Source organism: Isoptericola nanjingensis (assembly GCF_050311635.1).
In the GTDB taxonomy this organism is placed as follows: domain Bacteria; phylum Actinomycetota; class Actinomycetes; order Actinomycetales; family Cellulomonadaceae; genus Isoptericola; species Isoptericola nanjingensis.
Genome location: NZ_JBNOZL010000004.1, coordinates 406,422 through 431,043, shown reverse-complemented (window position 1 = coordinate 431,043; position 24,622 = coordinate 406,422). Strand labels below are relative to the sequence as shown.

The window sequence follows — 24,622 nt, the reverse complement described above, 5'->3', positions numbered from 1 at the left end:
TCCTCCAAGACTGCACCCACCCGCCGACACCAGCATGGGAACGCACGCCGGGACCGCCCGGACGCACGCTGGAGGGAGAGCCATGGACCTGTCACCGCTGCACCCGAACCTCACGGTCGCCGACCCGCGCGCCGCCATCGACTTCTACGTCGCCGGCCTGGGCGCCGAGGTGATCGACACCATCACCGCGGGCGACGCGATCATCCACTCCGACCTGCGGATCTCCACCGCCGCCGGCTCGTCCACGTTCACCGTCGCCGCCGCGTTCCCGGCCGAGGGGGCGGTGGCGCCCGAGCCGGACGGCCCGACCACCGGCTCGTTCACGCTGAACGTGGACGACGCCGACGCCGCGCACGCCCGTGCGGTCGCCGCGGGCGCGACGAGCACGCAGGAGCCCGGCGACTGGTTCCCGGGCTTCCGGCAGGCGGCCGTGCGCTGCCCGGCCGGGCACCGGTGGTTCTTCGCCCAGGTGGCCGACGACGTCACGTCCGAGGACGTCCAGCGCGCCAGCGACGCGTGGATGGCCGAGCAGTCCTGACGACCGACGGAGTCAGTCCTGCCGCACGAGCCGCTCGTGCCACTGCAGGGCCGAGACGTCGGTGAGCGACGCGACCTGGTCGACGACGACGCGCAGCCGCGCATCGTCGTCGGCCGCGGCGCGCCAGTCGGCGGCGAACGGCGTCTCCAGGACGTCGGGGGCGCGGTCGGCCAGGACGTGGACGAGCTCGCCGACGATCTCGCGCTGGGCGCCGTACACCGGCTCGGACTCGCGCGGCGCCATGACGTAGGCGACCGCGACGCCCTTGAGCGCCAGGATCTCGTCCGCCGTCTCCTGCGGCACGACGAGCCGCGCCACGTAGCGGGTGAGCGGGCCGTCGCCGAACACCTCGCGCGTCGCGTCCTGGGCCGCCCCGCTGAACCGGCCGATGAGCTGGCTGGTCGCGTCCTTGAGCCGGGCGAGCGCCCGGCGGGAGCCGTCGAAGTCCGTCACCAGGTAGCCGGTGTCGCGCAGCCGGCACAGCGCCGCGTCGATCGCGTCGGGCTCGTGCCAGCTCCCGTACCAGGCGCGCACGTGCGCGGCGACGCGCGCCCGCTCGTCCGCGTCGTCGAGCACCCGCAGGTCGAGCCGGCCGCCCACGACCGCGTCCTCGACGTCGTGCACCGAATAGCTGATGTCGTCGGCGAGGTCCATGACCTGCGCCTCCATGCACCGCACCCGGCTGCCGAGCGCCCCGCGCCGCAGCCACTTGAAGACCGGCCGGTCGTCCGGGTAGACGCCGAACTTCGGCGTCGGGGCGCCGTCCGGGCGCGCGGGGCCGGTGCCGAACGCCCAGGGATACTTCACGCTGGCGTCCAGGCTCGCGCGCGTGAGGTTGAGGCCCCGCGGCGAGCCGTCGCCGGCGAAGATCTTGGGTTCCAGCCGCGTGAGCAGCCGCAACGTCTGCGCGTTGCCCTCGAAGCCGCCGATGCCCTCCGCGACCTCGGCGAGCGCCCGCTCGCCGTTGTGCCCGAACGGCGGGTGGCCGAGGTCGTGCGTGAGGCACGCGGTGTCCACGAGGTCCGGGTCGCAGCCGAGCGCGCGCCCCATCTCCCGCCCCACCTGGGCCACCTCGAGCGAGTGCGTCAGCCGCGTGCGCACGAAGTCGTCGCTGCCGGGCCCCAGCACCTGCGTCTTCGCACCCAGACGACGCAAACCCGAGGAGTGCACGACGCGGGCGCGGTCGCGCTCGAACGCCGTCCGGTGCTTCGACTTGGGCGGCTCGGGGTACCAGCGCTCGGTGTCCTGGTCCGTGTACGAGCCGAGCCACTCCTCGCCCGTGTCCGGGCGCGCCGCCGGACCCAGCACGTCGGCGTCGAATGCGCCCTGCTCGAACGTCTGCACGGGGGCAGCCTAGCGAGCCCCGCCGACGCCCCGACTCACGACGCCGCGACGACCCGACCGCGGTAGACCGCCGTCCGCAGCTCCTGCTCCCACTCCGCGTACCGGGGCATGCCCCGCTCGCGCGCGACGGCGAGCTCGGTCTCGACGTCGTAGGGCACGCGCACGTGCTGGACGCCGAACGGCGCAGGGTCCGGAGAGTCCGGCACGCCCTCGAGGATCACGTACACCGGGGTCGGGTCGTCCAGCGGGTTGCCCACGCTCCCGGTGTTGAACAGCGTGCGGCCGTGCCGCGTCTGGAGGTACGCGTCGTGCACGTCGCCGTACCCCACGACCGCGGGCTCCGGCCCCGGCCCGGTGAGGTTTGTCGCGGCGAACATGCCTGCGAACTCCTCCGGCGTGTGGTGGAAGTGCACGCGCGTGTGCACGCTCGTGGCCGACGCGTGGAACAGCCGCACGCGGCGTCCCGACAGCAGCAAGTCATGGCTCAAGGGCTTGTCGCCGAGCCACGCGAGCTGGTCCGGTCGCAGCTCGTCGCGCCACCACACCATCTCCGCCGGCGCATCGTCCTCGAGGTGCGGCAGGAAGTCGTCCCAGTTGCCGCGGACGTCCGCCTCGCACACCTCGCGCAGGAGGTCGACGACGGCGCTGCCCCGCGGCCCCTTGCCCGCGTCGTCGCCGAGGTTGACCACCCGGGTGATGCCGCGGGCCCCGACGTCTGCGAGCACGGCCTCCAGCGCGCCGAGGTTGCCGTGGACGTCGGAGATGACGGCGATGCGGTCCAGGTCACGGTCCAGGTCGTGGGGCACGCTCCGATGCTGCCACGACCGCCCGCGCGGACCATGCACCTGTGCACGTTCTGAGCGCTCAGAGGGTGCACAGGTGCATGGTCGCCGTCAGGCGAGGCGGACGACGGCGACGCCCGGCCCGTCGCCGTCGACGGCCAGGCCGTCCGCTGTCGCGCGCACGGGGAGGCCGCCGTACAGCACCTCCGGCTCCGCGCCGGGCGCGAGCAGGTGTCCCGGCAGGCGCACGCCCGGCCACGGCGCCCGGGCCAGCACCACGAGCACGCGCTCGTGAGGCGTCTCGCGCAGGTAGGCCACGGCGTCGTCGTGCACGGCGGCCCAGCGCAGGCCGCCGTCGCGCAGGGCGCCGGACGACGAGCGCAGCGCGGACAGGCTCCGGTAGACGTCCAGCGTCGCGGCGTCCCACCGCGGGCCGCCGCCGCGCGCGGCCTGGTCCCACGCCATCGTGGTGCGGGCGTGCTCCCCGTTCGTGCCGGTGGCGCCCACCTCGTCGCCCGCGAACACGACCGGCGCGCCCGGGTAGGTGAACAGCAGCGTCGCCGCGACCTCGACCAGCTCCCGCGAGCCGACGATCGAGCGCAGCCGCGGCGTGTCGTGCGAGCCCAGCATGTTCCACTGCGTGGCTGCCACCTGCCAGGGCACCAGGGCCGCGACCTCGCGCATCGTCTCCACCATGGCGGCCGCCGGACGGCGCGGCACCGGCACGGGAAGGTCGAGGAAGGACACGTCCGAGCCCTCGGGCACCAGCCACGACCAGGCCGGGCGCGTGAACCCCGCGTAGTTCATGGTCGCGTGCCACCCGTCGCCGGCGAGGTCCCCGGCGGCGTCGTGGAAGTGCTCGGCGACCAGCGCGCCGTCGGGACGCTCCGCGAGGATGCGCTCGCGCAGCGCCCGCGCGACGGCGTGCGTGCGGTCCGCGCTCCCCCGCCGCCCGGTCATGTTGGCCACGTCCACGCGCCACCCGTCGAGGGCGAACGGCTCGCGCAGGTACCGGGCGATCACGGCGTCCTCCCCGGTGACCATGCGCCGCCACGTCTCGTCGGCCGCCCAGTCGAGCTTGGGCAGCGACCCGTGCCCGAGCCAGCCGACGTACGGGTCCCCGCCGTCCGGCCGCACGACGTCGGGCCCGCCGTCGTCCCACAGGTACAGCCCGCGCTCGGGCGAGGCCGGGTCCTCGAGCGCCCGGGCGAACCACTCGTGCCCGTCTCCGGTGTGGTTGGTCGTCACGTCGCCCATGAGGCGCATCCCGCGGTCGTGCACGGCCCGGGCCAGGCGCGCGTACGCGGCGTCGCCGCCGAGCAGCGGGTCGACGTGGTCGAAGGTCGCCGCGTCGTAGCGGTGGTTCGACCGGCCCGGGAAGACCGGCGTCAGGTAGAGGGTGCGCACGCCGAGCGCCTGGAGGTGGTCGAGGTGCAGGGCGACGCCGTCGAGGTCGCCGCCGAAGAGCTGCGTGCCGGCCAGCGGCCCGGAGCCGGCGGGCTCGTCGTCCCACGCGGCGGGCACGGCCCATCCCGGGACGTCCCGGCCGTCGGCCGCTGCGGAGCGCGCGAAGCGGTCGGGGAAGACCTGATAGGCGAGCCCGTCACGCAGCCACCCGGGCGCCGGCGCGTGGGTGGTGAGGCGGAAGCTCGCGGCGTCGGGCACCTCGCGGTCGTGCACCCCGCGCCCGTCGAGCCACCGGTAGCCGCCCGGCACGTCGAGGAAGAAGCGGTACGAGGTCACCGGGTGGTGCACGACGACGTCGGCCGCGTACCAGTCCTCGTGCGCGTCGCCGCCGTCGCGGCGGGCGGGCAGCAGGCGGGGCTCGCCGTCGCGCACGGTCCGGATGCGGACGTCGCGCACGCCCGCCCCCTTCGGCACCCGCACGCGCACGGTGACCTCGTCGCCGAGCGCCGGCGTCGCGGTCGGGGCGAACAGCGCGGAGCCGTCGTGGTGGGGCGCGTCCAGGAGGGCGCGGACGGCGCCCGGGGCGGTGCTCGGAGCGGTGGTCGGGGTGGCGTGCGTGGTCATGTCGTCCTCTCGTCGGTCCGGCGGGCTGCCCGCCCGACCGACGCGGGACGACGGTCAGTGGCGGCGGCGCCCGATCGCCCACCCGGCGGCGAGCGCGATGGCGATCCCGACGACCTGACCGCCGAGGATCACCCTGTTGAGGTCCAGCACCGGCTGGTAGCGCGTTCCCTCGGCCGAGACCACGAAGACGCCCAGCGGCTTGACGCGCAGCCCGTAGCCGCCGCCTCCGCCGCCGCCCTCGCCGTGCCCCTCGCCGTGGGCCTCGCCCTGCAGCTCGCCCTTGGCGTCGCCCTGCGCCTCGCCCGACGCGTCGCCGCGCGCGGACCCGCTGCCGCGCGGCGCGTCGGCGGCCTCCGTCGTGGCGGTGGACTCGTCGGAGGCGGCGTCGGCCCCGCCCGAGCCGACGCTGAACGACCGGCGCCAGCCCGGGGCGCTGCCGTCGCCCTTGCCCTGGCCGGTGCCGCGGCCGGAGCCGCTGCCCGACCCGGTGCCGGCGCCGTTCGCGGACCCGTTGCCCGCGCCGCCGCCGGAGCCGGTGCCGATGCCGCCCCACACCTTGGCGACGGGGATGATCAGCTGGCCCTGGTGCTCGTAGGGCTCGCCGTACGCACGGCGCACGGAGAACGAGTCGTCGGCGGCGTCGGTGAGCCGCGCGAGGTCCGGGGAGTAGGAGCGCGAGTCGTCGGTCATGACGCCCAGGCTAGGACCGTGCTGTGACGGCCGCCACAAGGATCGCGGGTGGATCGCAGGTCGATCCGCGCGAACCTCGCGGCGGCCGCCCGTCAGCCCTTGACGGAGCCCGCCGTCAGGCCGCCCACGATGTACTTCTGCAGGAAGAGGAACAGCGCGAGCACGGGGATCGCCGACAGGACGGCACCCGCCGCGAAGAGGCCCCAGTTGGCCTCGAGCAGCGACGACACCCAGCCGTACAGCCCCACCGCGAGCGTCCAGTTCGACTCCGACTGGAGCACCACCCGGGCGATGATGAACTCGCCGAACGTGCTGATGAAGCTCAGCAGCGCCACGACGGCGAGGATCGGCGTCACGAGGCGCAGGATGATCGTCCAGTACACCTGGGCGTGCGAGGCGCCGTCGATCTTGGCCGCCTCGTCGAGCTCCCGCGGCACGGTGTTGAAGAACCCGTACATGAGGAACGTGTTCACGCCCAGCGCGCCACCGAGGTAGACGCAGATCAGCGCGAGCTTGGAGTTCAGGCCCAGCGCCGGGACGACCTCGCCGAGGGAGATGAGCAGCAGGAAGATCGCGACGAACGCGAGCATCTGCGGGAACATCTGGATGATCAGCAGCGACGTGAGGCCGAGGCGGCGTCCGGCGAACCGGAAGCGCGAGAACGCGTACGCCGCGGCCGCACCCATGAGCACCGTGCCCACGGCCGTCGCGACGCCGATGACGAGCGTGTTGCCCATCCACGTCCAGAACCTGGTGTCGCCCAGCTCGGCGTAGTTCACGCCGCTGACCTGCGCGAACAGCTCGTTCGACCCGGTGAGGGTGCCGGTGGGCGACAGCGAGGCGGACACCACGTAGACGATCGGGAAGACGGCGTACAGCACCGCCAGCACTCCGACGACGTGCCGCCAGCCCAGCTCCCGGGCCCAGCGGCCCGGCTTCATGCGGTGCCGCAGCACCTGCTGCCCCGTGCCCGGCGCCGCGGTCCCACGGCGCGAGCCCGCGCGGTCGGTCGACGTCGTCATCAGCTCAGCTCCTCGAGCTTGCGGGTCTGGCGGAACGCGATGGCGGAGATGACCCCGACCACCACGAAGATCACGATGGACAGCGCGCTCGCGAGGCCGTAGTCGCGCGGCGCCGAGCCGTCGAGCCCGGACACGTTGTAGACCATCGAGATGAGGATGTCCGTGTGCCCGAGCGGCACCGACGCGTCGTCGAACCGCGGCCCGCCGCCCGTCAGCATCTTGATCAGGGTGAAGTTGTTGAAGTTGAAGGCGAAGCTCGAGATGAGCAGCGGGGCCGTGGCCACCAGCAGCAGCGGCATCGTGATCGAGCGCCACGTGCGCCACTTGCCCGCGCCGTCGATGCGGGCCGCCTCGTACACGTCGCCCGGCAGCGACTGCAGCGCCCCCGTGCAGATGAGGAACATGTACGGGAAGCCGAGCCAGAGGTTGACCCCGAGCACCGACAGCTTCGCCAGCCACGGGTCCGTGAGCCACGGGATCGCGGCCCCGCCGAGCAGCACCTGGTTGATCACGCCGAAGCTCTTGTTGAGCATGCCGGACCACAGCAGGGCCGCGAGGAACCCCGGCATCGCGTACGGCAGGATCATCAGGGTCCGGTAGACCTTGCGCCCCCGCAGGCGCGGGTCGTTGAAGACCATCGCGAGGAACATGCCCAGCGCGAACGTCGTCACCACGGACAGCACCGCGAACGCGAACGTCCACAGCAGGATCTTGACGAAGGGGCCCGCGTACCGCTCGTCGCCGAACGCCGTCGCGAAGTTCTCGAAGCCCACCGTGACCCGCCAGCCGACGGGCAGCGTCTCGCCGTCGGCGGACTCGAACTGCCCGTCGTCGTTCGGCGTGTACACCACGCCGGTCGACGTGTCGGTCATCGTGTCGGCGGCCTCGTCGTACTCCAGCACCGGCTGGAAGACGTAGCCCGTCCGGGCGTCCTGGGTGCGCACCGAGCCGTCGGCGGCGTCGTCGGACACCGGCACCCGCAGCGTGGTGACCTCGTCCTGCCGTTGCAGCACGGTCGCGCGGTCGAGCACCGTCCAGCCCGGCACCTCGGTCACCGCGCCGGCGTCGATCGTCGCGTCAGGAGCGGCCACGAGCGGCTCCTCGGCGGTGCCGACCTCCGCGGCGCCGTCCTCGACGACGGCGAAGCCGAGCTCGCCGTCCCCGTCCTCGACGACCGTCAGCGGCAGGGCGGGCGAGCCCTCGACGCGACGCTCGTTCTGCACCAGGAGGGCGTCGACCGCCTGCTCCTTGGTGGAGTTGTGGCCGTCGCCGTAGTTGGTGAACGCCACGTAGCCGGTGTAGCCGACGACGTACACCTGGTAGACGAGCAGGAACGCCAGCCCCGGCAGGATGTACTTCAGCGGCAGCGCGCGCTTGGTGAAGTACACCCAGTTCGCGGCGACGAGCAGCGCCACCATGGCCGCGAGGATCCCCCACGACCCGGCACGCCACGCGGCGAGGACGCCGAAGACGCCGAGCGCGTCCACGAGCGCGATGAGCACGAGCTTGACGGCGAAGCCGGCTCCGGAGAACGTCCCGGAGCCGGCCTCGGCGCCCTTGTAGCGGGCACGCGACATCAGCCGAGCGCACCCTCGATGTCGGAGACCATCTTGTTCCAGGCCTTGACCGGGTCGTCGGCCTTGCCCGAGATGATGCTCGCCTCGGTGACACCCCAGAAGGACCAGACCGAGCCCATCTCCGGGATGGACGGCATCGGCACGGCGGAGGCGCCGACCTCGCGGAAGCCCGCGACCAGCGGGTCCTCGGACGCCGCGTCAGCGGCCTCGACCAGCGCCGGCGGGCGACCGCCGGCCTCGAACAGCGCCGTCTGCGCCTCCGGCGTCGACATGTAGTTGACGAGGAAGTCGTTCGCGAGCAGGGCGTTCTTGCTCTGCGCGCTCACGTAGAAGCCCTGGACGCCGACGAACGGCTGCGCGGGCTGGTCGCCCGGCGCCGGGATCGGGTCGACGGCGAGGTCGAGGTCCTTGAACTGCTCGAGCATCCACGGACCGCCGATGACGAACGGCGACTGGCCCTTGGCGAACGCCTCGACCGCGATGTCGTACGAGATGTCGATGCTGAGGTTGCCCTCGTCGCCCTGCTCGCCGAGCCACGTGGCGAACGCCTCGCCGTTCTCGCCGCCGAGGGCGAGCTCCGGCCGGTACGAGCCGTCGTCGTTCTGCTCGAAGACCGGCGCGCCGAACGACGTCTGGAACGGGTAGTACGTGTAGGGGTCGCCCTTGTCGCCGTCCGACTGGATGAGGAACGGGAACTTGGTGCCGGCCTTCTTCCCCGCGGCGACCATGTCGTCGTAGGTCTTCGGCGCCTCGGGCGCGAGCTCCGTGTTGCGGATGAGCGCGATGTTCTCGATCGCGTACGGCAGGCCGTAGACCTGGCCGTCCTGCGTGAACGCCTGCACCGACACCGGGATGAAGTCGCCCGCCTTGTCGCCGAGCTCGATCGGCGCGACGACGCCGTTCGCGGTGAACTCGCCGAGCCAGTCGTGGGCGCCGACGGTGATGTCGGGGCCCTCGCCCGTGGGGACCTGCGCGAGGAAGTCGGCGCGGATGTCCTCGAAGTTCTTCTGGACGATCTCGACGTCGACGCCGGACTCCGCCTCGTACGCCTCGGCGGCCGTCGTCACCGCGGCCTCGCGTGTCTCGTCGACCCAGACCGTCAGCGAGCCCGAGGCCGAGGGCTTGGCGCTCGCGTCCGCGTCCGCGCTCGAGTCGCCGCTCGGCTCGCCGCTGCCGCACGCCGTCAGGGCCAGGGTGGTGGCCAGGGCCGAGGCGAGAAGGATGCTCCTTCGCATCGTGGTTACTCCCAGCTGTCATCGGTGGACGGCCCACGCGACGCGCTCGTCGCGGGGCCCTTGATGCCCACAACGTACGGACCGTTGCAGCGGTATGCAAGATCTTGCGATAACTTTTCAGCAACGCGCGGCAACAAGGAGGCGACGCGCAGGCGACCGGCGGCCGACCCGCCGGCGTCCCACCCCAGGACGAGGAGGTCCCGTGTCCCCTACGATTCCTCGGGTGCGAACCCGACTGAGCGACCTGGCGGAGCAGGCAGGCGTGTCGACGGCCACCGTGTCCCGCGTGCTCAACGGCAAGCCGGGCGTGGCCAGCTCCACCCGGCAGGCCGTGCTCGCCGCGCTCGACGTCCTCGGGTACGAGCGCCCCTCGGTGCTGCGCGGCCGTTCCGCGGGCCTCGTCGGCCTCATCGTCCCCGAGCTCACCAACCCGGTCTTCCCGGCCTTCGCGCAGGCGATCGAGTCGATCCTCGCGCAGCGCGGTTACACGCCGTTGCTGTGCACGCAGGCGCCGGGCGGCACCACCGAGGACGAGTACGTCAGCACCCTGGTGGACCACTCCGTCGACGGCATCGTCTTCGTCTCCGGCCTGCACGCGGACACCCGCGCGGACCACACCCGCTACTCGATGCTGCGCAGCCAGGGCGTGCCGATCGTGCTGGTCAACGGCTACGCGCCGGGGATCGACGCGCCGTTCGTCTCGCCCGACGACGCCGCGAGCGTGGACGTCGCGGTGCAGCACCTGGTCACCCTGGGCCACCGCACGATCGGCCTCGCGATCGGCCCCGAGCGGTACGTCCCCTCGCGGCGCAAGCTCGCCGCGTTCCTCGCCGCGCTCGTGCGGCACGGCCTGGCCGACGACGAGGCCGCAGCCCGGGAGCACGTGCGTTCCAGCCTGTACACGCTCGAGGGCGGGCAGGCCGCGGCCGCCGAGCTCCTCGACGCCGGGCACACGGCCGTCGTCTGCGCCTCCGACCTCATGGCGCTCGGCGCCGTGCGGGCCGCGCGGTCGCGCGGGCTGTCGGTGCCCGACGACGTCTCGGTCGTCGGGTACGACGACGCGCCGCTCATCGCGTTCACCGAGCCGCCTCTGACCACCGTCCGGCAGCCCGTCGAGGCCATGGCGAGGGCCACCGTGAGCGCGCTCCTCACCGAGATCCAGGGCGAGCGGGCCACGCGCACCGAGCTGCTGTTCGCGCCGGAGCTGGTCGTGCGGGGCTCCACGGGGGCCGCGCCGAAGGGCTGAGGGGTCGCATTTTCGGGGTCGTTGCTGCAACTCTTGCAGCAACGCTTACACTCGACGGTCTGACACGGATCGACCGACCGTGCCGACCCCGACCCCGATCAGGTGAGGAAGCCAGCGATGACCTCCACCCAGCCCGCACCCGTCCCGACGTCGACCGACGACACAGGTGACGACACGGGCGGCCTGCTCCGCACCGGCGCCGTCGTCCACGCCGGGAGCGGCGACGCGCGGCAGTGGTGGCGCGACGCCGTGATCTACCAGGTCTACCCGCGCTCGTTCGCCGACGCGAACGGCGACGGCATCGGCGACATCCCCGGCGTGACGGCGCGGCTGGACCACCTCGAGACGCTCGGCGTCGACGCCGTCTGGCTGTCCCCGTTCTACCGCTCCCCGCAGAACGACGCGGGCTACGACGTCGCCGACTACCGCGACGTCGACCCCCTGTTCGGCACCCTCGCCGACTTCGACGACCTGCTCGCCGGCGCCCACGCCCGCGGCATCCGCGTGATCGTCGACCTCGTGCCGAACCACACCTCCGACCAGCACGCCTGGTTCCAGGAGGCGCTGACCGCCGCCCCCGGCTCCCCCGAGCGCGCGCGGTACATGTTCCGCGACGGCCGCGGCGCCGACGGCTCGCAGGAGCCGAACAACTGGCAGTCGATCTTCGGCGGCCCCGCCTGGACGCGCGTCACCGGGCCCGACGGCGCGCCAGGGCAGTGGTACCTGCACCTGTTCGACTCGACGCAGCCCGACCTCGACTGGACCAACCCCGAGGTGCGCTCCGAGTTCGAGGACGTGCTGCGCTTCTGGCTCGACCGGGGCGTGGACGGGTTCCGCGTCGACGTCGCGCACGGCATGATCAAGGCCGACGGCCTGCCCGACTGGGACGGCCACGTGGAGATGGTCGCCGGCTCGGCCGACGACGCCGCCGACGACGACGCGGCCGTGACCGATCCCGGCGCCCCCGAGGACGGCTCCACGGGCGCCGGCAACCAGGGCCCGATGTTCGACCAGGACGGCGTGCACGAGATCTACCGCGCCTGGCACCGGGTGCTCGCCGAGTACGACGGCGAGCGCTGCCTCGTCGCCGAGGCGTGGGTCGAGCCGCTCAGCCGCCTCGCCCGCTACGTGCGCCCGGACGAGATGCACCAGGCGTTCAACTTCTCGTTCCTCACCACCGGCTGGGACGCCGCCGCCCTGCGCACCGTCGTCGAGGCGTCGTACCGGGCGAACGACGAGGTCGGCGCGCCCACCACCTGGGTGCTGTCCAACCACGACGTCGTGCGGCACCCGTCGCGGCTCGGCTCCGCCGACCCGTCCCTCAAGGTCAACGGCGTCTTCGCCACCGACCCGCAGCCCGACGAGGAGCTCGGCCTGCGCCGCGCCCGCGCCGCCAGCCTGCTCATGCTCGGCCTGCCCGGGTCCGCCTACCTCTTCCAGGGCGAGGAGCTCGGCCTGCCCGAGCACACCTCCCTGCCGAACGAGGTCCGCCAGGACCCGGGGCACTTCCGCACCGGCGGCGCCGAGGCGGGCCGCGACGGCTGCCGCGTGCCGCTGCCGTGGGCGGCCGACGCCCCCGGCTACGGCTTCGGGCCCGCCGGCGAGCCGTGGCTGCCGCAGCCCGCGTCGTTCGCGCGCTACGCCGCCGACGCGCAGTACGGCGTCGCGGGCTCGACGTTCGAGACGTACCGCGCCGCGCTCGCGCTGCGCAAGGCCGAGGGCCTGGGCCAGGGCGCGCTCGCGTGGCTGGACGCCTGGGCCGACTCGACGCACGTCGTCGCGCTGCGCAACCAGGACGTCGTCGTGCTGGCGAACCTCGGCGCCGAGCCGGTGCTCCTGCCCCGCGGCGCCGAGGTGCTGCTCGCCTCCGGCCCGGTCATGACCGACCGCTCCGCCGACCCGCAGACGCGCGTCCCCGCCGACACCACGGTCTGGCTCCGCGCCTGACCGCGAGATAGAGAGCCCTGATCCGCGAGATAGAGAGGTCCCCTCGCCGAGATAGAGAGGGTGCGAACCGCGGCGACCACGGTTCGCACCCTCTCTATCTCGGCGAGGGGACCTCTCTATCTCGCGGGGTCAGCCGCCGCTGACGCTCAGCTCGGCCTCGCGCAGCTTGGCCTCGAACTCGGCGTCGAGCTCGCGGGAGTCGAGCCAGCCGTACGGCAGGTGCGGCTGCTTCGGCGAGCCGGCGCGGCCGCGTGGCCCCTCGGCGTCCTCGCCCGGGTAGCCCTGCTCGAGGTCGAGGGCGTCGAGGCGCTCGCGCAGCTCGGCCAGCGTGGAGACCATCGCGAGCGCGTGCCGCGCCTCTCCCCCGACGACGTAGCCCTTGAGATACCAGGCCATGTGCTTGCGCAGGTCGCGCATCCCCTTGCCCTCGTCGCCGTCGAAGTAGTCGATCATCAGCTCGCCGTGGCGGTAGATCGTGTCGGCGACCTCGCGCAGGCCGGGGCGCACCCGCGTCGTCGTGCCGTGGAACGCGGCGGCGAGGTCGGCGAAGAGCCACGGCCGGCCCTGGCAGCCGCGCCCGACGACGACGCCGTCGGCCCCGGTCTCGCGGACCATGCGCAGCGCGTCCTCGGCGGACCAGATGTCGCCGTTGCCGAGCACGGGGACGCTGCGCACCTCCTCCTTGAGCCGCGCGATCGCGGTCCAGTCGGCGGTGCCCGAGTAGTACTCGGCGGCGGTGCGCGCGTGCAGGGCCACCGCGGCGACGCCGAGCGACTCCGCGATGCGACCGGCCTCGAGGTACGTGAGGTGGTCGTCGTCGATGCCCTTGCGCATCTTCACGGTGACCGGGACGCCGTGCGGCTCCGCCGCCTCGACGGCCGCCCGCACGATGTCGGTGAAGAGCTGCCGCTTCCACGGGAGCGCCGAGCCGCCGCCCTTGCGCGTCACCTTGGGCACGGGGCAGCCGAAGTTGAGGTCGACGTGGTCGGCCCGGTCCTCGCCGGCGATGATCCGCACCGCGGCGCCGACGGTGGCCGGGTCGACGCCGTAGACCTGGGCGGAGCGAGGCGTCTCGTCGTCGCCGAAGGTCACGATCCGCAGCGACTCGACGTTCCGCTCCACGAGGGCGCGGCTGGTCACCATCTCCGCCACGTAGAGCCCAGGGTCGTGGCCCTGCGACGCGCCGGCCTCGCGGCACAGGGTGCGGAACGCGCGGTTGGTGACGCCGGCCATCGGCGCCAGCACCACCGGGGTGTCCACGGTGATCGGCCCGATCTGCAGCGGCGGCAGGACGCGCTCGGCGGCGGGCTCGCCCGTGCCGAGGTCGCCGGACGCGGGCGTGCTGACGGGATCGAGGGTGGAAGTCACGTCCCCCATTGTCGCAAACCACCGCCGCGCCCCCGCGGTCAGGTTCGTCACCCCCCTCGGGGCCGGCCCCGCAGGGGTGGTCAGAGCCAGCCGTTGTCCTGCGCGATCCGCACGGCCTCGGACCGCGTCCGCGCGCCGGTCTTGCCCATCGCCGCCGACAGGTAGTTGCGCACGGTGCCCTCGGAGAGGAACGCCTCCGCCGCCACCTGCGCGACCGTGCCGCCGTCGGCCGCGAGCGCCAGCACGTGCCGCTCGCGCTCGGTGAGCGGGCTCGCCCCCACGGCCAGGGACGCGACGGCGAGGTCGGGGTCGACGGCGCGCAGCCCGGCGTGCACGCGGCGGACGGCGTCGGCGAGCTGGTCGGCGGGCGTGTCCTTGACGACGAACCCGCTCGCGCCGGCGTCGAGCGCGCGGCGCAGGTAGCCGGGCCGGCCGAACGTGGTCACGACGAGCGAGCGGCACTCCGGCAGCTCACGGCGCAGCGCCGCCGCGGCCGCGATGCCGTCGAGGCCGGGCATCTCGACGTCGAGCAGGGCGACGTCGGCGGCGGACGCCCGCGCGGCGTCGAGCACCTCGTCGCCGCGCCCCACCTGGGCCACGACCTCCAGGTCGGTCTCGAGGTCGAGCAGGGCAGCGAGGGCTCCGCGCACGAGTGCCTGGTCGTCGGCGAGCAGCAGTCGGATCACGGGACGATCCTGGCATCGCCCGGCCCTGGTCCGGGACGGACCGTGACGGCGAGACGGAACCCTCCGAGCGGGCTCGGCCCGGTCTCGAGCACGGCGCCGGCGTCCCGAGCCCGCGCCGTGAGTCCCGTCAGCCCGTTCCCGCCGTCCGTGCGGCCCTCCGGACCGCCACCGCCGTCGTCGTCGACGGCCAGGCGGTCCGCCGCGACGGTCACCACGACCCGGGCGGCCCCGGAGTGCCGCAGCACGTTGGTGGTGCCCTCGCGCAGCACCCACGCGAAGAGCTCGCGGTGCTCGGCGGGGACGCCGTCGACGGCGCCCGGGAGGTCCGCCTCGATCCCCGCCGCGTCGAGCGCGGAGCGGGCCGTGGCCAGCTCGCCGGCGAGGGTCACCTGCCGAGACCCGGCGACCATGCCGCGCACGTCCGCGAGCGCCCCGCGTGCCAGGTCCTGGATGTCGGCCACCTCGCTCGTGGCACGTTCCTCGGGCGCCGTGGCCGGACGGTCGGCGGCGGCGGCGCGCAGCAGCTTCGCCGCGAGCTCCGCCTTGACGGAGATGACCGTGAGCGAGTGGCCGAGGACGTCGTGCATGTCCCGGGCGATGCGCTCGCGCTCGCGGGCGACGGCCAGGTCGGCGAGCTCCTGCTGGGCGGCGATCAGCCGTCGGTTGCGGTCGATGACCTGCATGAACCCGTAGACGGCAGCGCTCGCCAGGACGACGGCGAGGGCGTTGCCGTCCTCCGTCGCCCAGCCGGGCAGCACGCGTGGCAGCACGAGCATGACCACGATGCTCGCCGCCACGATCCACAGGGCGGCACGCCCTCCGAGGGAGTAGATCGCGGTGACGCACACGAAGACGAGGCCCACGAGGCCGTGCTCCTGTGCGGCGAGGCACGACAGGCCGACGCACGCGACCTGCACCACGACCAGCACGACGGCGGTGCGGCGTGGCACCCGACCACGGCGCTGCAGCGTGAGGACGGTCCCGGCGAAGATGACGGCCACGCCGAGCACGCCGAGCACGCCGACGACGCGCAGGGCGAGGGGCCCGGCGTCGAGCGCCGCCGTGAACGGCTCCGCCAGGAAGACGACCCAGACGACCGACACGAACAGGCCGACGCGCCGCCTCGTCCAGGGCGGCACGCCCGGGGACGCGGGGCCGGACGCGAGACCGCGCGCGGGCTCGGCGGGCGGCACGGTGGGGGATGTCGAGGTCACGTCCCCCACCGTGCCACGGCCGCCCGGCGCGGCGGCGGAGCGCGTGCTCACACCCGCGCCGTGTCCTTGCGGAACCGCCAGGCGGCGCCGACGGAGAAGATCGCCGCCCAGGCGAGGACGTTCACGACGGCCGTGACGCCGAGGTCGCCGCCGAGGGGCGCGTGCACCAGCTCGGCCAGCCCGTACGTCGGGAAGAACTGCGCCACGGTGGCCCACCAGCCGTCGCCCAGCGGCACGAACAGGCCGCCGGCGAAGGAGAGGAGCGCGAGCAGCGGGCCGAGGATCTGCATGACGTTCTCCGCGGGCAGCAGGTACCCCATGAACAGGCCGAAGGCGGCGAAGACCAGCGAGCCCACCCAGGCGAGCACGGCGCACAGTACCCAGGCGCCTGCCGCCATCTGTGCCCCGGTGAACGCGGCCACCACGAGGGTGAGCAGGACGGAGGCGGCGCCCAGCACCATCGACCCGGCGAGCTTGACCGCGACGTAGGCGGCGGGCCGCAGCGGCGTCAGGCGCAGCTGCCGGGTCCAGCCCTGCGCTCGCTCCACGGACACGCTCGCCCCGCCGCCCGTCGCGGTGACCATCGCCCCGTACAGCGCCATCGACACGGCGATCCAGGCGGTGACGTTGCCGTGGCCCGTGCTCTGGTCCTGGTAGTCGCCCTGCAGCCCGAAGACGAGGAAGAGGACGGGCGGCATGACCATGGAGAAGATGAGGGTGCGCCGGTTGCGCAGCGAGCGCCGCAGCTCGACGGCGAGGTAGGCGCGCACCGCGGTCGAGGTGCGGAGGCGCGGTCGCGACGCCGGGGCGGCAGCGGTGCCCGAGGTCGTGCCCAAGGTCGTGCCCCGGGTCGAGGTGGCGCTCATCGGTGGGCTCCGTCCGTGGTCGTGGCTGCGGTGGCGGTGAGGGCGACGAACGCGTCCTCGAGGTTCTCGGACGCGACCTCGAGGTCGCGCGCGGGGGTCTGCGTCAGCAGGAAGCGGGCGACGACGTCGGAGTCGGGGGTGCGCACCACGAGCCGGGCGCCGCGGTGGTCGATGGCGTCCACGGCGGGCATCGCTCGCAGGCGCGCGGCGACGGCGGCGCGCTCGCCCTCGTCGTCGATCCGCGCGCTCACCGTGCGGCCGGACGCGAGGCTCCGCACCTCGGCGGTGGAGCCGTCGGCGACGACCCGGCCCTGGCTGACCAGCACGACGCGGTCCGCGTACGTGTCGGCCTCCTCCAGGTAGTGGGTGGCGAACACGACGGTGCGGCCGGCGGCCGCGTCGGCGCGGATGGCGGCCCAGAACTCGCGGCGGCCCTCCACGTCCATGCCGGTCGTGGGCTCGTCGAGGAGGAGCAGGTCGGGCTCGCTGACCAGCGCCATCGCGAACCGGAGGCGCTGCTGCTGGCCGCCGGAGCACTTGCCCACCATGCGGTCGGCGAGGTCGGCGCGCTCCAGGTACGGCAGGGGCGAGCCGGTGCGGCCGAACAGCGCGGCGGTGAGGGCGACGGTCTCCCCCACGGTGATGTCGCGCAGCAGCCCGCCGGTCTGCATGACGGCGGCCACGCGCCCGGCGGCGATCGCGTCGGCCGGGTCGGCGCCGAACACCTGCACGGTGCCGGAGGTCGGGGCGCTCAGGCCGAGGACCATGTCGATCGTGCTGGTCTTGCCGGCGCCGTTGGGGCCGAGGAAGGCCACCACCTCGCCGGGGGCGATCTCCAGGTCGATGCCGTCGACCGCCCGGACAGGTCCGGAGGGCGACGGGAACTCCTTGCGCAGCCCGCGCAGGCTCAGCGCGGGGGTGCTCGCGGTGTGCGAGCCGGTCGTCGAGGTCATGCCTCGATCGTCGTCGCGTGGCGCCCTGACCTGCAGGGTCGCGTGTCACGACGTGGCCATGACATCTGTCATGGCCACGTCGCGACGGGAGCGTCAGCCGAAGTTCACGCCCTGGGCCAGGGGCAGCTCGGTGGAGTAGTTCACGGTGTTGGTCACGCGGCGCATGTACTGCTTCCACGAGTCGGAGCCGGACTCGCGGCCGCCGCCGGTGGACTTCTCGCCGCCGAACGCGCCGCCGATCTCCGCCCCGGAGGTGCCGATGTTGACGTTGACGATGCCGCAGTCGGAGCCGACCTCGGACAGGAACGTCTCCGCCTCGCGGACGTCGAGCGTGAAGATCGCGCTGCTCAGCCCCTGCGGGACGTCGTTGTGCAGCGCGATGGCCTCCTCGAGCGTCTCGTAGGTGAGCACGTAGAGGATCGGCGCGAACGTCTCCCGGCGCACGACGCCCGTCTGCCCCGGCATCCGCACCAGCGCGGGGGAGACGTACGCGGCGCCCGGTGCGCCGTCGACGTCCACCGCCGCTCCCCCGACGACGACCGTACCGCCGTCGGCCCGGGCCTCGTCGAGGGCGGCGAGCATCCGGTCGCGGGCGCCCGCGTCGGTGAGCGGCCCGACGAGCGTGCCGTCGGCGCGCGGGTCGCCGATCGGGAGCCCGGCGTAGACGGGCTCGAGGCGGGCGACGAGGTCGTCGACCACCGACGAGTGCACGATGAGCCGCCGCAGGGAGGTGCACCGCTGCCCGGCGGTGCCGGCCGCGGCGAAGACGATGCCGCGCACCGCGAGGTCGAGGTCCGCGGACGGCGCGACGACCGCCGCGTTGTTCCCGCCGAGCTCCAGCAGGTACCGGCCGCCGCGCCCGGCGACGACCGGCGCCACCTGCTGGCCCATGCGCTCCGAGCCGGTGGCCGACAGCAGCGCGACGCGCCGGTCCGCGACGAGCGCCTCGCCCGCGTCCCGGGCACCGAGCACCACCTGGCTCACCGCCTCCGGGAAGCCCGCCTCCGCCAGCGCGCGGCGCAGCAGCGCATTCGACGCGAGCGCGCTCAGCGGCGTCTTCTCGCTCGGCTTCCACACCACGGTGTCGCCGCAGACCAGCGCGACCGCGGTGTTCCACGACCACACCGCGACCGGGAAGTTGAACGCGCTCACGACGCCCACGACGCCGAGCGGGTGCCACTGCTCCATGAGGCGGTGGCCGGGGCGCTCGGACGGCATCGTGCGCCCGCCGAGGGACCGCGACAGGCCCACGGCGTAGTCGCAGACGTCGATCATCTCCTGCACCTCACCGAGCGCCTCGGAGGTGATCTTGCCGGCCTCGATGGTCACGAGCTCGGCCAGGTCCGCCTTGTGCTCGGTGAGCAGCTCGCCGAGTCGCCGCACGACGCCGCCGCGCACCGGGCCGGGCACGGAGCGCCAGGTGCGGAACGCCTCCGCGGCGGCGGTGATCGCGGCATCGACGTCGGCCGCTCCCGCCTCCGGGAGGGTCAGCAGCGCCTCGCCGGCCAGCGGCGAGACGACGGGCAGCCCGCCCCCGGCGGGGGCGGCGGGGACGTCGGCCCCAATGCGGGACAGGGCCGCGAGCGCGGCGTCGCGCAGCTCGGCCGTGAGCGTGCTGGAGGTCTGGGTAGTCATGCCTGGGCTCCCTGCTGGGTGGAGGAGTTCTCACGGTGGGTGGGGTCGACGCCGAGGCGGTGGGCCGCGCGGTCGCGCGACGCCGCCACCTGCGCGGCGTACAGGTCGAAGGGGTCGAACAGCTCGCGGCCGACGGCGCCGGCCATCCAGTCGGCGTCGCGCTCCTCGCCGGCCTGGCTGGCGTCCTTGGAGCCCTCCTCGGTGAGGTTCGACTGGAAGATCCCGGCGGCGGAGCGGGGCAGGAAGTCCTCGTAGACGATCGGCTCGCGGGTCACGGTCCCGCCGTCGCCGACCTCGTAGGTGAAGTACGCCAGGCCCTGCCGGGCGAGCCCGGCCTCGGTGTCCGGGAAGGTGCGGCGCCACACGTCGGGCGTCGCGCCCTCCACGACGGCGGCGTCGTACCGCGCCCGCCCCTCGCGGGTCAGCGCGATCCCGCGCGCCTCGACCTCGCCGAACCGCACGCGCAGGGAGTCCTGCACGACCTCGCCGTCCGGGGTGCGGAACGTCCTCGGCTCCGCCAGCGCGCGGAACGACGTCTGCCGCAGCAGCACGTCCGGCCCCTCCCACAGCGGCGGGCCCTGGATGGCGTCGATCATCGTGATGCCGCGCGCCTCCATGCGGGCGTACAGGTCGTCGATGTCGAGCACGCGCGGCGTGAGGTGGTTGATGTGGGTGGACGGCACGCCGCCGATGTCCGCCGCCACGGCGGACACGGCCTCCAGCTCCCGGTACCAGGCCTGGTCGACCGGCTCGCGCCCCAGCTCGAACGCGGCGGTGGCCAGGCGCAGGAACTCCGCGGCGTCGGCGGCGGACAGGCCGCCGTCGGCCTCCGCCCGGTCCGCGAGCGCCAGCAGCTCGGGCCCGAACAGCGACCGCCTCGTCAGGAAGGTGTCGAGCCGCGCCTGGAGGTCGGCGCTGAAGAACCGCCGGTCGGACGGCACCAGCATGGACGTGAAGACGCGGAACGGGTTGCGGGCCAGCTCGGCGCGGTCGATCGGTCGGAACGCCGTCGAGATGACGGGCACGGAGGACGACGACGCGTCGCGCAGGTCGTAGAACCCCACCGGGTGCATCCCCATCGCGCCGAAGATCCGGGCGACCTGCTGCAGCTCCGCGGGGGTGCCGACGCGGATCGCACCGTGCCGTTCGGCGGTGACGCGGTCGATGGAGCCCAGCCGCTCGGCGTCGGCGCCACGGGCGCGCACGACGTCGGCGTTGACGTCGTGGGACACCTCGAGCAGCGTCGTGTAGGCGGGCACCTCCCGCCCGTACATGTCGGAGAGCGAGCGCGCGAACGCGGCGCGGAGCTGCCACGGCTCGAAGTAGTCGGTCGTCACGGTGCGTGCGTCCTCTCTCAGATGATGTTCGCCTCGGTGCGCGACCGTCGCGCCCCGAACCGCCCGGCGTCGAACGCGGACACGTCGACCCCGCGTGCCGCGGGCGTCCCCGCCCGGCCGAGGTACAGGTCGGTCACGGCCTCGCCCACGGCGGGCGCCTGCAGGAAGCCGTGCCCGGAGAAGCCGCAGGCGTACAGGAGGCGCGCGCCGCCGGGGCCGGTCGGCGCCTCGCCGATCAGCGCGTCGTGGTCGGGGGTGAGCTCGTACAGCCCGGCCCAGCCGCCGGTCAGCGGGGCGTCGGCGAGCGCCGGGGTGGCGCGCGCGGCGAGCCCGCGCAGCCACGGCTCCCACGCCGGGTCGTAGGCGGTGTCGAAGCCGACCGGGGTGTCCGGCTCCGAGGCACCCAGCAGCAGCCTGCCGCGGGCGTCCGCGTTGTGCAGGTAGAACGTGGTGCCGAAATCGATGGTGAACGGCAGCGTCGGCGGCGCCGGCTCGAGGGGCGCGGTGAACGCGATCTGGCGCCGCACGGGCTCGACGGGCAGGTCGGCGTCCACGAGGGCGCCCACCGCACGCGACCAGGCGCCGGCACACACGACGACGGTGGCGGCAGTGACGGATCCGCGCGGCGTCACCGCGGTGAGCCGACCGCCGGGCGCGGGGTCGACGGCGGTCACCGGCGCGCCGCTGACCACGCGCGCCCCGAGCCGTCGGGCGCCGTCCGCGTAGCCGGCGACGACGGCCGCCGGGTGCGCCCAGCCGTCCCGGGGCGCGAACGCGGCGCCCGCGTAGGCGGTCGCGGACAGGTAGGGGTTGAGGCGGCGGGCCTCGGCGACGGTGAGCAGGCGGCTGTCGACGCCGAGGTCGTTCTGCATCGCCACCGACCGGCCGAACAGCGCGACGTCGTCGTCGGTGGGCAGCGCGAACAGGTATCCCGTCTGCCGCAGCCCGATGTCACCGCCGGGCCGGCGCCGGAAGTCCTCGAACGGCTCGAGGCTGCGGTGGCCCAGCGCCACGTTCGCCGGGTCGGAGAACTGCGCGCGCACGCCCCCGATCGGCTTGCCCGAGCTCCCGCCGCCGAGCTCCCCGGACTCGAGGAGCACGACGTGGGATCCCGCCTCCGCGAGGTGGAACGCGACGGACGTCCCCATCACCCCGCCGCCGACCACGACCACGTCCGCGCGCGACGGCACCGCCTGGGACCGCTCCACCCGACCTCCTCGTCGACGCCTCCGGCGCGCGCGTCACCGCGCCGCCGTGCCTGCGCCCATCGTGGACCCCGAGGAGCGTCCAGGACCATCGAAGATTCGTCGTCGGAACCGTCCAGGATCTCTGCACGGTTGTAGCCTGGCCAGATGGACACCGGTGCGGCCGAACCGCCGGGACGCGACCTGCCGTGGTCGGGCCTGCGCGCGCTGCGCGCGCTCGCCGACCACCGCACGATGACCTCCGCCGCGGCGGCGCTGGGCTACACGACCGGCGCCGTCTCGCACCAGCTGGCGGCGCTCGCCCGGGCGGTGGGCACCGAGGTCGTCCGGCCGCACGGCCGCGGGGTCGCGCTCACCGAGGCGGGGCTCGCGCTCGCCGAGCGTGCCGAAGCCCTCCTGGCGGCCCAGCGCGACGCCGTCGACTCGGCCCGCGCGGCGAGCGGCGACGCGTCGGGCACCGTGCGCGTCGGCGCCTTCGCGACGGTGGCGGCCAGCCTCCTGCCCCAGCTCGTCGCGCGCGTGGCCGAGTCGCACCCGCGAATCACCCTGGTCGGGATCGAGCTCACCGTCGACGACGTGGCGGGTGCGGTGCGCCGCGGCGACGTCGACCTCGGACTCGGCCTGGACTATCCCGGCGCACCCATCCCCCGGCTCCCGGGAACCACCCTCCGACCTCTGCGGACCGAGCGTTTCGAGCTCGTGTCCACGCCCTCGTCGGACCTGCCCGCCCGCCTCCACCTCGCCGACCTCGCGGACATGCCCTGGATCCTGCCCCCGCTGCCGACCCACTACGGCGCGGCGGTGCGGGGCGCCTGCCGTGCGGCCGGGTTCGAGCCCCGCGCCGCGCACGAGGTGAACGACACCTCCACGACGTTGGCCCTGGTGGCGCAGGGGCTCGGCGTGACGCTCGCCACGCCGGTCATGCTCACGCTGCGCCCCGCCCACGACCTGCGCACGACCACCCTGTTCGACCTCGTGGAGCGCGAGATCGTGCTGCTCGAGCCGTCGACGGCGCCTCGCCGTCCCGCGGTCGAGGCGGTGGCCCGCACCATCGAGGCCGTGGTGCACGGGACGGGCCGGTTCACGACCGGCTTGTGACGGGCATCACGGGCGAAGCCGACAACGCGCGTGTATCGGGAATGCGTGCCAACATCGTCGCGATCGCGTCGCCGCACGGGTGGCGCGAAGAGACTGGAGGTCCCCATGCCCGCATGGCTCATCCTCGTTCTGGTCGGCGTCGTCCTCGTGATCCTCGGGGTCGCGACGAGCATCGGCCAGTTCCTGATCTGGCTCGGCGTCATCGTCCTGGTCGCGAGCCTCGTGCTCGGGCTGGTGCGGCGAAGCCGTACCTGAGCGAGCAGCGTCAGGGGGACGCACGAAGGGGCTCGGGTCCGCTGCGGCGGACCCGAGCCCCTTCGGACGTTCCGGCGGGCTCCCGTCAGAACGCGGCGAGGTGCTCCGCGAGGTAGGCGGTGACCTTGGCGAGCGCCACGCGCTCCTGCGCCATGGTGTCGCGGTGGCGGATCGTCACGGCGTCGTCGTCGAGCGTGTCGAAGTCGACGGTGACGCAGAACGGCGTGCCGATCTCGTCCTGGCGACGGTAGCGGCGGCCGATGGCGCCGGCGTCGTCGAAGTCGACGTTCCAGTTCTGGCGCAGCTCCGCGGCGAGGTCGCGGGCCTTGGGCGACAGGGCCTCGTTGCGGCTCAGCGGCAGGACGGCGGCCTTGACCGGCGCGAGGCGGGGGTCGAGGCGCAGCACGGTGCGCTTGTCGACGCCGCCCTTGGTGTTCGGCGCCTCGTCCTCGGCGTACGCCTCGACGAGGAACGCCATGAGGGAACGGGTCAGGCCCGCGGCCGGCTCGATGACGTACGGCAGCCAGCGCTCGTTCGTCGACTGGTCGAAGAACGACAGGTCCTTGCCGGAGTGCTCCGAGTGGGTCTTGAGGTCGAAGTCGGTGCGGTTCGCGATGCCCTCGAGCTCGCCCCACTCGCTGCCGGTGAAGCCGAAGCGGTACTCGATGTCCACCGTGCGGGTGGAGTAGTGCGAGAGCTTCTCGGCCGGGTGCTCGTACAGGCGCAGGTTCTCCGGGTCGATGCCCAGGTCCGTGTACCAGGACATGCGCGTGTCGATCCAGTACTGGTGCCACTCGGCGTCGGTGCCCGGAGCGACGAAGAACTCCATCTCCATCTGCTCGAACTCGCGCGTGCGGAAGATGAAGTTGCCCGGCGTGATCTCGTTGCGGAACGACTTGCCGATCTGCGCGATGCCGAACGGCGGCTTCTTGCGCGACGCCGCGGCCACGTTGGAGAAGTTCACGAAGATGCCCTGCGCCGTCTCCGGGCGCAGGTAGTGCACGCCGGACTCGTCCTCGACGGGGCCGAGGTACGTCTTGAGCATCATGTTGAAGTCGCGGGGCTCGGTCCACTGACCGCGGGTGCCGCAGTTCGGGCAGGCGATCTCGGCGAGGCCGCCCTCGGGGGCGCGGCCCTTCTTCTCCTCGAACTCCTCGATCATGTGGTCCTCGCGGAACCGTTTGTGGCACGAGAGGCACTCGGTCAGGGGGTCGTTGAACGCGCCGAGGTGGCCGGACGCGTGCCACACCGGGGTGGGCAGGATGACGGCGGAGTCGAGGCCCACGACGTCGTCGCGGCGCGTCATCGCGCGCCACCACTGCTGCTTGATGTTCTCCTTCAGCTCCACGCCGAGGGGCCCGTAGTCCCACGCGGAGCGCGTACCGCCGTAGATCTCGCCGGACTGGAACACGAAACCTCGCCGCTTGGCGAGGGAGACGACGGCGTCGAGCTTGGCGCTGGGGGACGGTGCTGCCACGGATCACTCCTGGGTGTCGGGCCGCCACGTGGCTCGTGGGGCCGGTGCGGGGAACGCCGCCCGGTCGGCACGTCGGGGCCCGACGTCGACCGGCTGCGGTGGCCCCCAGCCTACCG

21 protein-coding genes are annotated in these 24,622 nt (G+C 73.9%); 5 read left to right on the top strand and 16 right to left on the bottom strand.

From position 1 onward, the window contains the following. Positions 1–82 precede the first annotated feature (82 nt). Entirely contained in the window at positions 83–538 is a 456-nt protein-coding gene (locus tag ACQP6G_RS10130) for a VOC family protein (protein ID WP_429764178.1), read from the top strand. Between the two features lie 12 nt (positions 539–550). On the opposite strand, the gene ACQP6G_RS10125 is transcribed toward ACQP6G_RS10130, so the two are convergent. From ACQP6G_RS10125 to ACQP6G_RS10095, 7 genes are all read right to left on the bottom strand, one after another. Then, complete coding sequence (locus ACQP6G_RS10125; RefSeq protein WP_429764295.1) at positions 551–1,843, bottom strand: deoxyguanosinetriphosphate triphosphohydrolase; 1,293 nt, start codon at positions 1,841–1,843, stop codon at positions 551–553. A gap of 74 nt (positions 1,844–1,917) precedes the next feature. After that, positions 1,918–2,688: a metallophosphoesterase family protein gene (locus tag ACQP6G_RS10120; protein ID WP_429764177.1), complete on the bottom strand. Its 771-nt coding sequence runs from the start codon at positions 2,686–2,688 to the stop codon at positions 1,918–1,920. Between the two features lie 87 nt (positions 2,689–2,775). Next, entirely contained in the window at positions 2,776–4,695 is a 1,920-nt protein-coding gene (locus ACQP6G_RS10115) for a glycoside hydrolase family 13 protein (RefSeq protein WP_429764176.1), read from the bottom strand. A gap of 54 nt (positions 4,696–4,749) precedes the next feature. Continuing rightward, positions 4,750–5,385, bottom strand: a complete 636-nt coding sequence (locus ACQP6G_RS10110) for a hypothetical protein (protein ID WP_429764175.1) — start codon at positions 5,383–5,385, stop codon at positions 4,750–4,752. A gap of 92 nt (positions 5,386–5,477) precedes the next feature. Further along, positions 5,478–6,407, bottom strand: a complete 930-nt coding sequence (locus tag ACQP6G_RS10105; RefSeq protein WP_429764174.1) for a sugar ABC transporter permease — start codon at positions 6,405–6,407, stop codon at positions 5,478–5,480. Further along, the gene (locus tag ACQP6G_RS10100) at positions 6,407–7,984 is read right to left on the bottom strand and encodes an ABC transporter permease subunit (protein ID WP_429764173.1); all 1,578 of its coding nucleotides are present in this window, start codon (positions 7,982–7,984) and stop codon (positions 6,407–6,409) included. Before ACQP6G_RS10100 ends, ACQP6G_RS10105 begins: the two co-directional genes overlap by 1 nt. Further along, a complete protein-coding gene (locus ACQP6G_RS10095) occupies positions 7,984–9,219 on the bottom strand; it encodes a sugar ABC transporter substrate-binding protein (RefSeq protein WP_429764172.1) in 1,236 nt (411 codons plus the stop codon). The genes ACQP6G_RS10100 and ACQP6G_RS10095 overlap by 1 nt, the downstream gene beginning before the upstream one ends. 223 nt (positions 9,220–9,442) lie before the next feature. Between ACQP6G_RS10095 and ACQP6G_RS10090 the strand changes: the two genes are divergently transcribed. Then, positions 9,443–10,465: a LacI family DNA-binding transcriptional regulator gene (locus ACQP6G_RS10090; RefSeq protein WP_429764171.1), complete on the top strand. Its 1,023-nt coding sequence runs from the start codon at positions 9,443–9,445 to the stop codon at positions 10,463–10,465. A gap of 117 nt (positions 10,466–10,582) precedes the next feature. Further along, positions 10,583–12,412, top strand: coding sequence for a glycoside hydrolase family 13 protein (locus tag ACQP6G_RS10085; protein ID WP_429764170.1), 1,830 nt, complete (start codon positions 10,583–10,585; stop codon positions 12,410–12,412). A 129-nt stretch (positions 12,413–12,541) separates the two neighbouring features. Here the strand turns inward: ACQP6G_RS10085 and dusB are convergent, their stop codons facing one another. The 8 genes from dusB to ACQP6G_RS10045 all read right to left on the bottom strand — a co-directional run bounded on the left by dusB (position 12,542) and on the right by ACQP6G_RS10045 (position 21,679). Then, the gene (gene dusB, locus ACQP6G_RS10080) at positions 12,542–13,789 is read right to left on the bottom strand and encodes a tRNA dihydrouridine synthase DusB (protein WP_429764169.1); all 1,248 of its coding nucleotides are present in this window, start codon (positions 13,787–13,789) and stop codon (positions 12,542–12,544) included. A gap of 71 nt (positions 13,790–13,860) precedes the next feature. Next, positions 13,861–14,466, bottom strand: a complete 606-nt coding sequence (locus tag ACQP6G_RS10075) for a response regulator transcription factor (protein ID WP_429764168.1) — start codon at positions 14,464–14,466, stop codon at positions 13,861–13,863. After that, positions 14,463–15,680, bottom strand: a complete 1,218-nt coding sequence (locus ACQP6G_RS10070) for a sensor histidine kinase (RefSeq protein WP_429764167.1) — start codon at positions 15,678–15,680, stop codon at positions 14,463–14,465. Before ACQP6G_RS10070 ends, ACQP6G_RS10075 begins: the two co-directional genes overlap by 4 nt. Positions 15,681–15,727: 47 nt before the next feature. Then, positions 15,728–16,546, bottom strand: a complete 819-nt coding sequence (locus tag ACQP6G_RS10065; RefSeq protein ID WP_429764166.1) for an ABC transporter permease — start codon at positions 16,544–16,546, stop codon at positions 15,728–15,730. Beyond that, the gene (locus ACQP6G_RS10060; RefSeq protein ID WP_429764165.1) at positions 16,543–17,499 is read right to left on the bottom strand and encodes an ABC transporter ATP-binding protein; all 957 of its coding nucleotides are present in this window, start codon (positions 17,497–17,499) and stop codon (positions 16,543–16,545) included. Before ACQP6G_RS10060 ends, ACQP6G_RS10065 begins: the two co-directional genes overlap by 4 nt. A gap of 93 nt (positions 17,500–17,592) precedes the next feature. Next, positions 17,593–19,134 (bottom strand): L-piperidine-6-carboxylate dehydrogenase, encoded by a 1,542-nt coding sequence (gene amaB / locus ACQP6G_RS10055; protein WP_429764164.1) that lies wholly within the window; start codon positions 19,132–19,134, stop codon positions 17,593–17,595. Further along, a complete protein-coding gene (hglS, locus tag ACQP6G_RS10050) occupies positions 19,131–20,471 on the bottom strand; it encodes a 2-oxoadipate dioxygenase/decarboxylase (protein ID WP_429764163.1) in 1,341 nt (446 codons plus the stop codon). The genes amaB and hglS overlap by 4 nt, the downstream gene beginning before the upstream one ends. Before the next feature lie 17 nt (positions 20,472–20,488). Further along, positions 20,489–21,679 (bottom strand): NAD(P)/FAD-dependent oxidoreductase, encoded by a 1,191-nt coding sequence (locus ACQP6G_RS10045; protein WP_429764162.1) that lies wholly within the window; start codon positions 21,677–21,679, stop codon positions 20,489–20,491. 144 nt (positions 21,680–21,823) lie between these two features. Here ACQP6G_RS10045 and ACQP6G_RS10040 point away from each other — a divergent pair, with 144 nt between their 5' ends. Together ACQP6G_RS10040 and ACQP6G_RS10035 are read left to right on the top strand one after the other, a co-directional pair. Next, positions 21,824–22,774, top strand: coding sequence for a LysR family transcriptional regulator (locus ACQP6G_RS10040; protein ID WP_429764161.1), 951 nt, complete (start codon positions 21,824–21,826; stop codon positions 22,772–22,774). A gap of 105 nt (positions 22,775–22,879) precedes the next feature. Continuing rightward, positions 22,880–23,029, top strand: a complete 150-nt coding sequence (locus ACQP6G_RS10035; protein WP_429764160.1) for a hypothetical protein — start codon at positions 22,880–22,882, stop codon at positions 23,027–23,029. Between the two features lie 85 nt (positions 23,030–23,114). Here ACQP6G_RS10035 and ACQP6G_RS10030 read toward each other — a convergent pair whose 3' ends face one another. Next, entirely contained in the window at positions 23,115–24,506 is a 1,392-nt protein-coding gene (locus tag ACQP6G_RS10030; RefSeq protein WP_429764159.1) for a glycine--tRNA ligase, read from the bottom strand. Positions 24,507–24,622 lie beyond the last annotated feature (116 nt).

Excerpts from the sequence above, each read along its gene's own strand:
- ACQP6G_RS10115 (WP_429764176.1), bottom strand. The coding sequence starts at position 4,695 with ATGACCACGCACGCCACCCCGACCACCGCTCCGAGCACCGCCCCGGGC.
- ACQP6G_RS10040 (WP_429764161.1), top strand. The coding sequence starts at position 21,824 with ATGGACACCGGTGCGGCCGAACCGCCGGGACGCGACCTGCCGTGGTCG.
- ACQP6G_RS10035 (WP_429764160.1), top strand. The coding sequence starts at position 22,880 with ATGCCCGCATGGCTCATCCTCGTTCTGGTCGGCGTCGTCCTCGTGATC.
- ACQP6G_RS10110 (WP_429764175.1), bottom strand. The coding sequence starts at position 5,385 with ATGACCGACGACTCGCGCTCCTACTCCCCGGACCTCGCGCGGCTCACC.
- ACQP6G_RS10085 (WP_429764170.1), top strand. The coding sequence starts at position 10,583 with ATGACCTCCACCCAGCCCGCACCCGTCCCGACGTCGACCGACGACACA.
- dusB (WP_429764169.1), bottom strand. The coding sequence starts at position 13,789 with ATGGGGGACGTGACTTCCACCCTCGATCCCGTCAGCACGCCCGCGTCC.
- ACQP6G_RS10095 (WP_429764172.1), bottom strand. The coding sequence starts at position 9,219 with ATGCGAAGGAGCATCCTTCTCGCCTCGGCCCTGGCCACCACCCTGGCC.
- ACQP6G_RS10105 (WP_429764174.1), bottom strand. The coding sequence starts at position 6,407 with ATGACGACGTCGACCGACCGCGCGGGCTCGCGCCGTGGGACCGCGGCG.
- amaB (WP_429764164.1), bottom strand. The coding sequence starts at position 19,134 with ATGACTACCCAGACCTCCAGCACGCTCACGGCCGAGCTGCGCGACGCC.
- ACQP6G_RS10100 (WP_429764173.1), bottom strand. The coding sequence starts at position 7,984 with ATGTCGCGTGCCCGCTACAAGGGCGCCGAGGCCGGCTCCGGGACGTTC.
- ACQP6G_RS10130 (WP_429764178.1), top strand. The coding sequence starts at position 83 with ATGGACCTGTCACCGCTGCACCCGAACCTCACGGTCGCCGACCCGCGC.
- ACQP6G_RS10065 (WP_429764166.1), bottom strand. The coding sequence starts at position 16,546 with ATGAGCGCCACCTCGACCCGGGGCACGACCTTGGGCACGACCTCGGGC.
- ACQP6G_RS10060 (WP_429764165.1), bottom strand. The coding sequence starts at position 17,499 with ATGACCTCGACGACCGGCTCGCACACCGCGAGCACCCCCGCGCTGAGC.